Origin of the sequence: Klebsiella sp. DY2415 (assembly GCF_026314315.1) — a bacterium.
Classification (GTDB): Bacteria; Pseudomonadota; Gammaproteobacteria; order Enterobacterales; family Enterobacteriaceae; genus Klebsiella; species Klebsiella ornithinolytica.
The window spans coordinates 4,703,793-4,716,683 of sequence record NZ_CP111115.1 but is presented as its reverse complement, the minus strand read 5'-3'; the positions used below and the strand labels follow the sequence as shown (position 1 = coordinate 4,716,683).

The 12,891-nt window shown below is 55.9% G+C and carries 11 protein-coding genes; 3 read left to right on the top strand and 8 right to left on the bottom strand.

What is annotated here, in order from left to right; genetic code table 11:
* Nucleotides 1–29: 29 nt before the first annotated feature.
* The 6 genes from apaH to lptD all read right to left on the bottom strand — a co-directional run bounded on the left by apaH (nucleotide 30) and on the right by lptD (nucleotide 6,876).
* Entirely contained in the window at nucleotides 30–878 is an 849-nt protein-coding gene (apaH, locus tag OQV00_RS22360) for a bis(5'-nucleosyl)-tetraphosphatase (symmetrical) ApaH (protein WP_004857780.1), read from the bottom strand.
* Nucleotides 879–882: 4 nt separating this feature from the next.
* Nucleotides 883–1,260, bottom strand: coding sequence for a Co2+/Mg2+ efflux protein ApaG (gene apaG, locus OQV00_RS22355; protein ID WP_004857782.1), 378 nt, complete (start codon nucleotides 1,258–1,260; stop codon nucleotides 883–885).
* Nucleotides 1,261–1,262: 2 nt separating this feature from the next.
* Nucleotides 1,263–2,084, bottom strand: coding sequence for a 16S rRNA (adenine(1518)-N(6)/adenine(1519)-N(6))-dimethyltransferase RsmA (rsmA, locus tag OQV00_RS22350; RefSeq protein ID WP_099144655.1), 822 nt, complete (start codon nucleotides 2,082–2,084; stop codon nucleotides 1,263–1,265).
* Entirely contained in the window at nucleotides 2,081–3,070 is a 990-nt protein-coding gene (pdxA, locus tag OQV00_RS22345; protein WP_015585173.1) for a 4-hydroxythreonine-4-phosphate dehydrogenase PdxA, read from the bottom strand. Before pdxA ends, rsmA begins: the two co-directional genes overlap by 4 nt.
* A 119-nt stretch (nucleotides 3,071–3,189) precedes the next feature.
* Nucleotides 3,190–4,476, bottom strand: coding sequence for a peptidylprolyl isomerase SurA (surA, locus tag OQV00_RS22340; protein ID WP_004857788.1), 1,287 nt, complete (start codon nucleotides 4,474–4,476; stop codon nucleotides 3,190–3,192).
* Between the two features lie 54 nt (nucleotides 4,477–4,530).
* A complete protein-coding gene (gene lptD, locus OQV00_RS22335; RefSeq protein WP_015585172.1) occupies nucleotides 4,531–6,876 on the bottom strand; it encodes an LPS assembly protein LptD in 2,346 nt (781 codons plus the stop codon).
* A gap of 244 nt (nucleotides 6,877–7,120) precedes the next feature.
* On the opposite strand from lptD, the gene djlA reads away from it, so the two are divergent.
* Nucleotides 7,121–7,948: a co-chaperone DjlA gene (gene djlA / locus OQV00_RS22330; protein WP_004857791.1), complete on the top strand. Its 828-nt coding sequence runs from the start codon at nucleotides 7,121–7,123 to the stop codon at nucleotides 7,946–7,948.
* Nucleotides 7,949–7,978: 30 nt separating this feature from the next.
* On the opposite strand, the gene OQV00_RS22325 is transcribed toward djlA, so the two are convergent.
* Both OQV00_RS22325 and OQV00_RS22320 read right to left on the bottom strand, forming a co-directional pair.
* Nucleotides 7,979–8,677: a response regulator gene (locus OQV00_RS22325; protein ID WP_004857793.1), complete on the bottom strand. Its 699-nt coding sequence runs from the start codon at nucleotides 8,675–8,677 to the stop codon at nucleotides 7,979–7,981.
* Nucleotides 8,667–10,292, bottom strand: coding sequence for an ATP-binding protein (locus tag OQV00_RS22320; protein ID WP_266279439.1), 1,626 nt, complete (start codon nucleotides 10,290–10,292; stop codon nucleotides 8,667–8,669). Before OQV00_RS22320 ends, OQV00_RS22325 begins: the two co-directional genes overlap by 11 nt.
* A gap of 448 nt (nucleotides 10,293–10,740) precedes the next feature.
* Here OQV00_RS22320 and OQV00_RS22315 point away from each other — a divergent pair, with 448 nt between their 5' ends.
* Both OQV00_RS22315 and citX read left to right on the top strand, forming a co-directional pair.
* Nucleotides 10,741–12,105 carry a 2-hydroxycarboxylate transporter family protein gene (locus OQV00_RS22315; RefSeq protein WP_266279437.1) on the top strand — a complete coding sequence of 455 codons (1,365 nt, stop codon included), beginning with the start codon at nucleotides 10,741–10,743 and terminating at the stop codon, nucleotides 12,103–12,105.
* Nucleotides 12,106–12,275: 170 nt separating this feature from the next.
* Nucleotides 12,276–12,806, top strand: a complete 531-nt coding sequence (citX, locus tag OQV00_RS22310; RefSeq protein WP_004857799.1) for a citrate lyase holo-[acyl-carrier protein] synthase — start codon at nucleotides 12,276–12,278, stop codon at nucleotides 12,804–12,806.
* Nucleotides 12,807–12,891 lie beyond the last annotated feature (85 nt).

The window sequence follows — 12,891 nt, the reverse complement described above, 5'->3', positions numbered from 1 at the left end:
ATACCGCTTACCGCTATCCGGGATTTTTTTCAGGAGGCTACCGCCTCGCCTTCGTCCGGCTCTTTCTGCCGGTTTGAGGGCTGAGTAAAGTACTGCTTGTCTTCCCAGCGCAGGCAGGTGAGATCCCCGCCCCAGCAGCAGCCGGTATCGAGGGCGTATATCCCCTCCGGCGTACCGCGACCTTCCAGCGAAGCCCAGTGACCAAACGCAATGCTGTACTCGTTGCTCACCGGACCGGGAATGGCAAACCACGGTTTTAACGGCGCAGGGGCGTTTTCCGGCGCTTCTTTGGCATACATATCCAGCTGCCCGTTCGGGAAACAGTAGCGCATACGGGTAAAGGCATTGGAGATAAAGCGCAGGCGGGCGAGACCGCTCAGCTCAGGGCTCCAGTTATTCGGCATATCGCCATACATCGCGTCGAGGAAGAACGGATAGGAGTCGCTGGCGAGCACGGCTTCAACATCGCGCGCGCACTGTTTTGCCGTTTCCAGATCCCACTGCGGCGTAATGCCCGCATGGGCCATCACCAGCTTTTTCTCTTCATCAATCTGCATCAGCGGCTGACGGCGCAGCCAGTTGAGCAGCTCGTCGGCATCCGGGGCTTCGAGCAGCGATTTCAGGCGATCTTTGGGTTTGTTGCGGCTGATGCCGGCGAAGACGGCCAGCAGGTGCAGATCGTGATTGCCGAGAACAAGGCGCACATTATCGCCAAGGGATTTAACGTAGCGTAAAACCTCCAGCGAACCCGGGCCGCGTGCGACTAAATCGCCCGTGAGCCACAGCGTATCGCTCCCTGGGGTAAACGCCACCTGCTTTAATAACGCGAGCAGTTCATCGTAGCAACCGTGAACGTCGCCAATAAGGTATGTAGACATTGTTTTAGTGAATGAGCGTTGGTACTGCGAGACGGAAAACAGGGATATCGATCGAGAACGGCGCGCCGTTCACGTCGATCATTTCATAATGTCCCTGCATGGTGCCCAGCGGCGTTTCAATGACGGCTCCGCTGGTATACTGGAATTCACCGCCTGCGGGAATATGCGGCTGTTCGCCGACAACCCCTTCACCCTGCACTTCAGTCTCACGACCGTGGCCGTTGGTGATAAGCCAGTAGCGGCCAAGAAGCTGAACCTGAGTCCGCCCCAGATTGCGAATCGTGACGGTATAAGCGAAAACGTAGCGCTCTTCTTCCGGGGAAGACTGCGATTCGATATAGACGCTTTGCACCTGCACGCAAACTCGAGGCGAATTAATCATGGTTAGCTCTCCTTGGTGGGCGAGTTGTCAGATAGCCAGTTAGCCAGCTGACAGTATTGCGCCACGGAAATATTCTCTGCACGTTTTGCCGGGTCGATGCCCAGCTCGGTCAGTACCTCAACGCTGAACAGGTTGCCGAGGCTGTTACGAATCGTTTTACGACGCTGGTTGAAGGCCTCGGTAGTGATTCGGCTCAGCACGCGAACCTCTTTCACCGGATGCGGCAGCGTGCGGTAAGGCACCAGGCGCACAACGGCGGAATCCACTTTAGGCGGCGGCGTAAAGGCACCCGGCGGCACTTCGAGTACCGGGATAATCTGGCAGTAATACTGCGCCATAACGCTCAGTCGACCATACGCCTTGCTGTTCGGTCCGGCAACCAGACGATTGACGACCTCTTTTTGCAGCATAAAGTGCATGTCGGCGATGGCATCAGTATAGCTGAACAGATGGAACATCAGCGGCGTTGAGATGTTGTACGGCAGGTTGCCGAACACGCGCAGCGGCTGGCCCATGGTCTGCGACAGTTCGCCGAAGTTCATGGTCATGGCATCTTGCTGATAAATGGTCAGCTTCGGCCCGAGGAACGGATGCGTCTGCAGACGAGCGGCCAGATCGCGATCCAGCTCGATAACGGTAAGTTCGTCCAGGCGTTCACCGACCGGTTCGGTCAGCGCCGCCAGGCCCGGACCGATCTCGACAATTGCCTGCCCTTTCTGGGGGTTAATGGCCGAGACAATGCTGTCGATCACGAACTGATCGTTGAGGAAGTTTTGCCCGAAGCGTTTACGGGCTAAGTGGCCCTGATGGACTCGATTATTCATTGCGTATTAACAATCATTTTGATGGCGAGATTAAGCGCCGTGATAAAACTGCCGACATCCGCTTTTCCCTGGCCCGCCAGTTCAAGCGCGGTACCGTGGTCAACAGAGGTGCGAATAAAAGGTAAACCGAGCGTAATGTTCACGCCACGGCCAAAGCCCTGGTATTTTAGCACGGGAAGGCCCTGATCGTGGTACATCGCGAGTACCGCATCGGCATTGTCGAGATATTTGGGCTGGAAAAGGGTATCTGCCGGCAGCGGGCCGCTCAGATTCATCCCCCGGGCGCGCATCTCTTCCAGCACGGGAATAATCGTATCAATCTCTTCCGTCCCCATATGCCCACCTTCGCCGGCATGCGGGTTCAGACCGCAGACCAGCACGTGCGGCCGGGCGATGCCAAATTTATGGCGCAGATCGTGGTCCAGAATCGTTATCACTTCACGGAGCAAATCCGGCGTAATCGCGTCGCTGATCGCTTTCAGCGGCAGGTGCGTGGTTGCCAGGGCGACGCGCAGTTCTTCCGTCGCCAGCATCATGACCACTTTGCTGGCGTGGGCGCGCTCTTCAAAGAACTCGGTATGGCCGGTAAAGGCGATACCCGCGTCGTTGATATTGCCCTTATGGACCGGCCCGGTAATCAATGCCGCAAATTCGCCGCTCAGACAGCCGTCACAGGCGCGAGCCAACGTCTCAACCACATAGCTTCCGTTGCGCACGTTCAGCACGCCGGGTTCGACGGGGGCGTTCAGCGCGACCGGGAGGAGCGTCAGAGTGCCAGCGCGCTGGGCCGCTGCGGGAAGAGAAGGATCGTAGGGCAGGAGAGATAAAGGAAGACCGAGCTGTTGAGCTCGGTCAGATAACAGGGCGCCGTCGGCGCAAATCACCAGCTCTACCGGCCAGTCGCGCTGCGCAAGCTGTACAACAAGGTCGGGGCCGATTCCGGCAGGTTCACCGGGAGTGATAACAACTCGATTCATACACTTCATCCTTCAGGACGTCTTTCTGTTGGCAACGCCGTCGGGTCCGCTCACATCGTGAGTTATCCGGGCTCGACGGCTTGCCGCCTCAATACACCCCGAGTGCTGTTGTGTATGAGGCCGTGATATTAGTTGCTCAGAATTTTGACGTAAGCGCTGGCGCGTTGTTCCTGCATCCAGGTTGCCGCTTCTTCAGAGAACTTACGGTTCATCAGCATCCGGTACGCGCGGTCTTTCTGCGCGGCGTCGGTTCTGTCTACCTGACGGCTGTCCATCAGTTCAATCAGGTGCCAGCCGAAGGAGGAGTGCACCGGTGCGCTGGTCTGGCCTTTGTTCAGACGCATCAGCGCATCGCGGAACGCCGGATCGAAGATATCAGGCGTTGCCCAGCCTAAATCGCCGCCCTGGTTTGCGGAACCCGGATCTTCGGAGAACTCTTTTGCTGCTTTGGCGAAAGTGGTTTTTCCGCTCTTAATATCCGCGGCGATCTGCTCCAGCTTAGCCCGCGCCTGATCGTCATTCATGATCGGCGACGGCTTCAGCAGAATGTGACGCGCGTGAACTTCGGTGACGGAGATGTTCTTGCTGCCGCCGCGCATATCGTTCACTTTCAGGATATGGAAGCCGACGCCAGAGCGAATCGGGCCGACAATATCACCTTTCTTCGCGGTGCTCAGCGCCTGGGCGAAGATCCCCGGCAGTTCCTGAATACGACCCCAGCCCATCTGGCCGCCTTTCAGCGCCTGCTGGTCGGCAGAGTAGGTGATAGCCAGTTTGCCGAAGTCAGCGCCGCTGCGCGCCTGCTCAACGATCGCGTTAGCCTGTTCCTGCGCTTTCGCTACGTCGTCAGAGGTCGGGTTTTCTGTCAGCGGAATCAGGATGTGGCTGAGGTTCAGCTCGGTGCTGGCATCGTTCTGATCGCCAATCTGTTTCGCCAGCGATTCGACTTCCTGCGGCAGCACGGTGATGCGACGACGGACTTCGTTGTTACGCACTTCCGCAATCAGCATCTCTTTACGAATCTGATTACGGTAGGTGTTGTAGTTAAGACCGTCATAGGCCAGACGGCTGCGCATCTGATCCATGGTCATGTTGTTCTGTTTCGCGATGTTGGCAATCGCCTGATCGACCTGATCGTCAGTGATTTTCATGCCCATCTTCTGGCCCATCTGCAGAACGATCTGGTCCATGATCAGTCTTTCGAGGATCTGATGACGTAAGGTCGCGTCATCCGGCAGCTGTTGACCGGCCTGGCCAGCATTGAGCTTAACCGATTGCAATAAGCCATCGACGTCGCTTTCAAGAACAACGCCATTATTGACGACAGCCGCTACTTTATCGACAACCTGTGGGGCAGCGAAACTGGTATTCGCGATCATGGCGATACCGAGAAGCAGCGTTTTCCAGTTCTTCATACTTTTTCCATTTCAATTAACCGCAAATGCGGATTACGTTTTAAACCAGCCACATCACAGGGAGTTCTGGTACGGTAAAATGTTCGAACGCAGCATCTGCTGAGTGCCGAGACCGTAGTTGGAGCTCAGGCCACGTAGCTCAATGTTGATGCCAAAGGTATTATCGTATTTGCTCTCGCCGTTGCCGTTACTATCCCAGCCGTTGATCTTACGTTCATAGCCGAGGCGAATCGCGTAGCAGCAGGAGTTATACTGGACCCCTAACATCTGGTCGGCGCTCTTTCTGGTATTGGTATCAAAGTAGTATGCGCCCACCACCGACCAGCGATCGACAACCGGCCAGCTGGCGGTCATGCCCACCTGAGAAATACCATTTTTGTACTGCTCAGCGGTGGAGTACGACGGCAGCGTGGCCTGAATGTATTCCGGGCTGGCATAACGATAGTTAAGCTGTATTAAACGGTTTTCATCGCGACGGTATTCCACGGTGCCGTTACCGGTAGCGACGTTATCCAGACGCGTATCGTACTGAATTCCCCCGCGTAAACCCCAGTTATCAGCGATGCGCCAGTAAGTATCGCCGGCCCATACCAGTGAACCCGTTGTGTCGTTGTTCTCCCAGTTGATGTTGTCATCACCGGTCCGGGACTCGGTGAAATAATAGATTTGACCAACGGAAATATTAAAACGTTCAACGGCGGCGGAATCATATACGCGCGAAGTCACGCCGGTAGTGAGCTGGTTCGCGGAAGCAATACGGTCCAGGCCGCTGTAGGTACGGTCGCGGAACAGGCCGCTGTAGTCTGACTGCAGCAGCGTGGAGTCATAGGAACCGATTTGGCTCTGATCGCGATACGGGATATACAGATACTGCATGCGCGGCTCGAGGGTTTGGGTGAACCCCTCCTGCAGATCGCGCTCGAAGACCATTTTACCGTCGACTTTAAACTGCGGCATGACGCGGTTAACAGACTCTTTTAAGTCCGCATTATTGGTCGAATTGTAATTGTCGAGGTTGCTTTGCTGGTAGTGGGTCGCCAGCAGTTTGGCTTCGGTATTAATACTGCCCCAGCCGTTAGACAGCGGCAGGTTGATCGTCGGCTCGAAGTGAACACGCGTGGCTTCCGGCATGTTGCCGTTGGTGTTAACGAAGTGCACCGCCTGACCATAGAGATGGGTATCGAACGGACCGACATCGTTCTGGTAATAGTTCACGTCCAGCTGCGGTTGAGCGGCGTAGGAGTTGCTCGACTCACGGTTGAAGACCTGGAACTGTTTGGTTGACACGGTGGCGTCGAAGTTCTGGTTAACGTAGCCCGCGCTGAATTTCTGCGTGGCGTAGCCGTCGGTACTGGAGCCGTATTTCGAGCTGAAATCGTTAAAGTAGTCCGGATCGCTGACTTTGGTGTAGTCGGCGTTAAGACGCCATACCTGGTCAATGACACCCGAATGATTCCAGTAGAACAACCAGCGGCGGCTGTTGCTGTCGCTGGAGTGATCGTCCTGGTAGACTTTATCGGACGGCAGGTAGTCAAACTCGAACAGCCCCGCCCCCGCTTTGGTCAGATAGCGGAATTCGTTTTCCCACATCACGCCGCCACGCTTGCTCATGTAGTGCGGCGTCAGGGTGGCGTCGAAGTTCGGCGCGATATTCCAGTAGTACGGCAGCGAAAACTCTACGCCATTTTTGGTGCTGTATTTGGCGTTAGGAATCAGGAAGCCTGAACGACGTTTGTCGCCTACCGGCAGCTGCAGGTAAGGACTATAGAAAACAGGGACCGAACCGAGTTTGAAACGGGCGTTCCAGATTTCGGCGACCTGTTCTTCGCGGTCGTGGATCACTTCGCTACCGACGACGCTCCAGGTGTCAGAACCCGGCAGACAGGAGGTAAAGCTGCCGTTTTCCAGAATGGTATAGCGGTTTTCGCCGCGCTGTTTCATCAGGTCGGCGGTACCGCGGCCCTGGCGACCAACCATCTGGTAATCGCCCTGCCAGATATTGGTATCTTTGGTGTTCAGGTTTGACCAGCCTTTCGGGCCTTTCAGGATAACCTGATTATCGTCATAGTGAACGTTGCCGAGCGCATCAACCGTGCGAACGGGCTGCGGCTGGCCAGCAGCCTGCTGCTGATGAAGCTGGACCTCATCCGCCTGGAGACGGCTATTACCCTGGTTAATGTCAACATTACCGGTAAATACGGCGTTATCAGGATAATTGCCCTTCGCATGATCGGCGTTGATCGTCACCGGCAGCTCGTTAGTTTGACCTTCAACGAGGGGACGATTATAGCTTGGTACGCCAAGCATACATTGCGTGGCGAGATCGGCGGCGAGGCCTTGTTGGCTATACAAGGCGCTGGCGATCATGGTGGCCAGGAGGCTGGGAATACGTTTTTTCATACGTTGTATTTGTTGTTCCGTCATCTTGTGGCAGCGGCTTGCAAACGGTCAGAGCCTAACGTACTCATCTTCATCGCGCTAGTGTTAATCCTGCCGGTTTGGATCCCGAGCGTTAGGCACCGTGTAGAATGACGAGTATGATAAAGCAAAATATAGGCTATGTCCCACAATTGACCTAAGCGTCAGTGCTTTGTAACGTGCGGTCATATATAGCTTAACTGGCGGCGGAAAGATTGGGGAGTCTATGCAGTATTTGGGAAAAATAATTGGGGTTGCGGTCGCGCTGATGATGGGCGCAGGCTTTTGGGGACTGGTGCTGGGACTGCTGGTCGGCCATATATTTGACCGGGCGCGAAGCCGCCGTATCAATGTGTTTGCCAATCAGCAGGAGCGGCAGGCGCTGTTTTTCTCCACCACCTTTGAGGTCATGGGCCATTTAACCAAATCCAAAGGTCGCGTCACCGAAGCCGATATTCATGTCGCCAGCATCCTGATGGATCGCATGAATTTGCATGGCGAGTCGCGTACGGCGGCACAGCAGGCTTTTCGCGTAGGGAAATCCGATGATTATCCGCTGCGTGAAAAAATGCGCCAGCTGCGCAGCGTCTGTTTCGGGCGCTTCGATTTGATTCGGATGTTTCTGGAAATTCAGCTGCAGACGGCCTTCGCCGATGGCGAATTACATCCTAATGAACGTGAAGTTCTGTTTGTGATTGCCGATGAGCTGGGGATTTCCCGCGCGCAGTTCGAGCAGTTCCTGCGAATGATGCAGGGCGGCGCTCAGTTTGGCGGCGGTTCTCAGCAGAGCTCTTACGGGCAGGGCGGCGGAAATGCCGGCTGGCAGCAGGCGCAGCGTGGACCAACGCTGGAGGATGCGTGCAACGTGCTGGGGGTGAAGCCTACCGATGATGCCGCGACCGTGAAACGCGCCTATCGCAAGCTGATGAGTGAGCACCATCCGGATAAGCTGGTGGCAAAAGGGTTACCGCCGGAAATGATGGAGATGGCGAAGCAGAAAGCACAGGATATTCAGAAGGCCTGGGAGCTGATCAAAGAGCAGCGCGGGTTCTGAGCCGCAGGCCTCTCCCTGGCGGGAGAGGCCTCATGATGCGCCTTGCGCGCGTCGGTACATCCGTCGCGGGTGACCAATCTTTCCGTACAACATTTCGACTTCCAGATAACCGATTTCCACACAGTGTTCCAGGTAACGGCGGGCGGTGGTTTTACTTAACCCGGCATCATTCACCACCTCATCCACGGAAAAACTGTGCTCCTCCCGGCCGTTGAACAGATTCTGCACCAGCGCCAGCGTCTTCTCCTCGATCCCTTTACTGCCGCTATCGGCGCGATAGTTCTTCGCCTGCAGCTGGTACAGCGAATCAACGTTTTGCTGATCGACGATTTTCCATTCTCGCTGCTGATCGTAAAACTGAACAAAACGCTCCAGCGACTGGCTCAGGCGCTTCCAGGAGACGGGCTTAAGAATGTAGTCGAAAGCGCCGTTTCGAATCGCCTGGCTACAGGTTTCCATATCGCTGGCGGCGGTAATAAAAATCACCGAACAGTTGGCCTCTGCCAGAATCGGGTCGGTCATCAATGTGACCCCTTTACCGTCAGGTAAATAGTTATCGAGCAGTATCAGCTGCGGCGGTTGGCTATTGAGCATCTGCCGCGCCTGGGAGAGGGAGGCGGCCATGCCCGTCAGCCGCATACGCGGATGCTTCTGAATCAGCTCGGCATGCAGCCTCGCCAGTTCGCTTTCATCTTCGATGATCAACACATCGACCAGATCATGATGCATAGTTCGCCTCGTGTCGGGAATGAACAGGGCCGTCGGCGGGGATAAACAGAGTAAAGATCGCGCCGCGCGGTGAGTTATCGGCGACTTCAATGGTGCCGCCCGCCTGTGTCACATAATGTTCAATAAGATACAGGCCGATACCATGATCGCCACGGGTTTTGGTGGTAATGCCGCGTTCAAAGATATGATCGCGGATAGCCGGGTCAACACCGATGCCGCGGTCGGCAACTTCAATCATCAGCTCGCGGGCATTCAGCTGAATCAGCACTTCCACCGGTTCGTGCGGCAGTTCGGCGCGCTGCGTGGCTTCAATCGCATTATCCAGCAGGTTGCCGATAATCGAAATTAGCTCCGATTCAATTAATGAAGGCAGCGGCCGGTCGAGCTGACAGGCGGGGTCAAAGCTGAGCGCCACCCCTTTTTCGCGGGCGCGGGCAGCCTTACCCAGCAGCAGGCCGCAGAGCGTTGGCGAGCTGAAGCGGGAAGAGATAAAGTCCAGCAGCTCCTGCGCATGTTCCGACTGAGCCTGAATATAGCGAATCGCTTCGTCATAGTGACCCATATGCAGCAGACCCGAGAGCGTGGTCATTCGGTTCAGCTGTTCATGGCGCATGATGCGCAGGTTATCAACATAGCGTTTAACCTGGCTTAGCTGGGCGCTGAGGGAGTTGATTTCGTCACGATCGCGGAAAGTAATTACCCAGCCCTGCAGCGACTCCTCCAGCATTATACGCACCCGGCTGGCGAGTACGGTTAGCTGGTTGAAGCGACACAGCTCATCGTGAGTGTCGTTTTCCAGCATTTCACCGCTGGCGAAAAAGGGTTGCGGGGCGATGACGCTGTCGATCGATTGGCCGCGTAGCAGCCGCGCGGGCTGGCTCAGTCCCAGCAGGCTGCGCGCTGCGTGGTTGATCACCTCGATACGTCGGTGGCGATCGATAACGATAACCCCTTCATAGATTGATTCCATCATCGCCTTTTGTTGACGCACCAGCAGGCCGATTTCTCGTGGTTCCAGCGAAAAAATCTGTTTTTTAATGCTGCGGGTAAAATACCAGGAAAAAATAAACAGCGCGATCAGCAGCAGTACGGCGGCGATGAAGATATTAATTACCTTTGTCAGCGTGATGCTATCGAGATAACTGGTCAGGTAGCCCACGGAGACGATGCCCACAACCCGGCCGGAGGTGTCGAAGATCGGCGCTTTGCTGCGCAGCGATACCCCGAGCCCTCCTTTACGGATGGTGGTGATACTTTTCCCTTCCAGCACCGCCTGGTTATCCCCGCCCACCAGCCGGGTACCGACCCACTCCGGGTGGACGGAATGAAACAGATGTACGCCCTGCGCATTGCCAATGACAATAAAGCTCGCGTCGCTGCGGGCGGCGATTTTTTGCATAAATGACGTTAGCGACTGCGGATCTTCCTGGATAACCTGCCGGCGTAAATCGGGCATCAGCGCGATCTCTTCAGCCTGTATTTTGGCGCGGGTACTCATTTCCTGATAAAGCTGATGGCTGGCATCGATGTAGTAATAGACGCCCAGCAGCGCGAATAATACGGAGAAAAAGGCGACCAGCGAAATAAACAGCTTAAATTGAAAGGAAACCTTCATAAGTCGTGCGCAGCGTCTCTACGATACCGGCACGGTAATATTTCCTGGTGCCGGCATGGGTTAGGCGGCAACGGGGTGAGCGTTACCGCAGCGATGAGAAACCAGCATCATCTACCGGCGATGATTTATCAAGATGCCACTGCGGGCCGCCCATTCCGCCAGATCGCCCGTGGACGAGCGCGCCGGAGGTCACTCAATCCGCCGGAGCCCGCTGTGGTCGGTGATGACGAGGCATCGCCGATCCGCCCTTCGGTCGATTGCGCACTGGCTCGGCGATAAAAACCATAAAAACCACGCTAATAAATCAGAGAGATATCACGCCCCGGAATAGAAACCATAAAAACCATAATGACCATTAAAACTTCATTTCTAATTCGTCACGCCTCACATTAAGTCTGCATCAGGCCCCCTAATCTCAAAAATGAATAATAACGAAAGGGCCAAACCTATGAGCACCACTGACAATGCATTCTCTGCGACCCTCGATCCCATCGACACCCCGAAAGCCACCCTGAAACAACGCTGGTGGCACGTGATGGATAATATGAAAGTCGGGATTATCCCGCTGCCTTTGTTCCTGCTGGCCGGCGGCTTAATCGCCCTCGACTGTCTGGGCGGAAAGTTGCCGAGCGATATCGTGGTCATGGTCGCGACGCTGGCCTTTTTTGGTTTTGCCTGCGGTGAGTTTGGCAAGCGTCTGCCGATCCTCGGTAAACTGGGGGCGGCCGCGATCTGCGCCACCTTTATCCCTTCCGCGCTGGTGCACTACGGCCTGCTGCCGGAGGTGGTGGTGGAATCCACGACCAAATTCTATAAATCGACCAATATTCTTTATCTCTATATCTGCTGCATTATCGTCGGCAGCATTATGAGCATGAACCGCACGACTCTGATTCAGGGCTTTCTGCGCATCTTCTTCCCGATGTTGTGCGGTGAAATCGTTGGCATGCTGGTGGGCATCGGCGTCGGTACCGCCCTGGGGATGGAGCCGTTTCAGGTGTTCTTCTTTATCGTGCTGCCGATTATGGCCGGTGGCGTAGGAGAGGGGGCGATTCCACTGTCAATCGGCTATGCCGCCCTGATGCATATGGATCAGGGCGTGGCATTAGGCCGCGTGTTGCCGATGGTGATGCTGGGCAGCCTGACGGCGATAGTGATTGCCGGTTGCCTGAACCAACTGGGCAAGCGCTTCCCGCATCTGACCGGTGAAGGCCAGCTGATGCCGAACCGCGGCAACGAAACGCATCGTGCAGACGAAGTTGAGACTTCCACCGGCAAAACCGACGTAACGACGCTGGCATCCGGCGCTCTGCTGGCCGTGCTGCTGTATATGCTGGGGATGCTGGGACAGAAAATGACCGGTTTACCGGCGCCGGTAGGCATGCTGTTTCTGGCGGTACTGCTCAAGCTGGTTAACGGCGTCTCGCCGCGCCTGCAGGAAGGGTCGCAGATGGTCTACAAATTCTTCCGCACCGCGGTGACCTACCCGATTCTGTTTGCCGTAGGCGTCGCCATTACGCCGTGGCAGGAGCTGGTGAACGCTTTTACGATAACGAATCTGCTGGTGATCGTCAGCACCGTCTCGGCGTTGGTGGCGACCGGGTTCCTGGTCGGTAAAAAGATAGGGATGCACCCGATTGATGTGGCGATTGTCTCCTGCTGCCAGAGTGGTCAGGGAGGCACCGGCGATGTGGCGATTCTGACGTCCGGCAACCGCATGAGCCTGATGCCGTTCGCCCAAATCGCGACCCGCATTGGCGGCGCGATTAATGTTTCATTGGGTCTGCTGTTCCTCAGTCATTTCCTTGCATGATTTAGCTCTGTGCTAACAGGAAAATCTGCAATTTTCCTCCACAGGACGAAGAAAATTTCTTTGTCCTGTGTCCTAAATTCTGTTCGTTTAGCGATACAATCAGCAGCGTAATCCGCTATCGCGGCGGCGGCTTTGCCGTCGTCATTTTATCAAGTGAAGGAGAGGAATTAATGTCTGTGGATACTCCCGCCCGTGCGGGCGCCAGCGTAGAAACCGAGCTGGCGACGAAAGCGCAGCGTGCAGCCCGCCAGGCCGAGTGGCTTGGCCATTATCAACAACCGGTCATTGCGCTGACGCTGGTGACACCGGGCGCGGTAAAAGACAGCATCCGCTATCGCAATATGATGGGCGTGGCGCTGCAGGCCTGCGACCAGCTGCTGTGGAAACGCCGCTGGAAAACGCTGGACCGTCAGGTGCTGTGGTTGCCAACCGGGCCGGAGGCGCTGTGGTGCGTTGAGCATTCTGCCAGCGAAATCAATGCGCTATGCACGGAGCTGCTACAGACTCATCCGCTTGGCCGCTTATGGAATATCGAGGTGATTTGTCCGCAGCAAGGACGGCAGGCGCAGGATGACCGCACCCGTCGTTGCCTGCTGTGCGATGATGTCGCGCAGACCTGCGAGAGCCTGCATCGCCATGATGGCGAAGAGGTTGTCGCCCGCGTTGAGCAGATGATCGATGCGTGGTTTGCCCGCGATTAACGGATGATATCGTGAATATGTCGCCCGGATAGGCCGTTAAGGCATCATCCGGGGCCATATCCCGGTCGCACGTGGCTTCCGGGGC

Excerpts from the sequence above, each read along its gene's own strand:
- apaH (WP_004857780.1), bottom strand. The coding sequence starts at position 878 with ATGTCTACATACCTTATTGGCGACGTTCACGGTTGCTACGATGAACTG.
- apaG (WP_004857782.1), bottom strand. The coding sequence starts at position 1,260 with ATGATTAATTCGCCTCGAGTTTGCGTGCAGGTGCAAAGCGTCTATATC.
- rsmA (WP_099144655.1), bottom strand. The coding sequence starts at position 2,084 with ATGAATAATCGAGTCCATCAGGGCCACTTAGCCCGTAAACGCTTCGGG.
- pdxA (WP_015585173.1), bottom strand. The coding sequence starts at position 3,070 with ATGAAGTGTATGAATCGAGTTGTTATCACTCCCGGTGAACCTGCCGGA.
- surA (WP_004857788.1), bottom strand. The coding sequence starts at position 4,476 with ATGAAGAACTGGAAAACGCTGCTTCTCGGTATCGCCATGATCGCGAAT.
- lptD (WP_015585172.1), bottom strand. The coding sequence starts at position 6,876 with ATGAAAAAACGTATTCCCAGCCTCCTGGCCACCATGATCGCCAGCGCC.
- djlA (WP_004857791.1), top strand. The coding sequence starts at position 7,121 with ATGCAGTATTTGGGAAAAATAATTGGGGTTGCGGTCGCGCTGATGATG.
- OQV00_RS22325 (WP_004857793.1), bottom strand. The coding sequence starts at position 8,677 with ATGCATCATGATCTGGTCGATGTGTTGATCATCGAAGATGAAAGCGAA.
- OQV00_RS22320 (WP_266279439.1), bottom strand. The coding sequence starts at position 10,292 with ATGAAGGTTTCCTTTCAATTTAAGCTGTTTATTTCGCTGGTCGCCTTT.
- OQV00_RS22315 (WP_266279437.1), top strand. The coding sequence starts at position 10,741 with ATGAGCACCACTGACAATGCATTCTCTGCGACCCTCGATCCCATCGAC.
- citX (WP_004857799.1), top strand. The coding sequence starts at position 12,276 with ATGTCTGTGGATACTCCCGCCCGTGCGGGCGCCAGCGTAGAAACCGAG.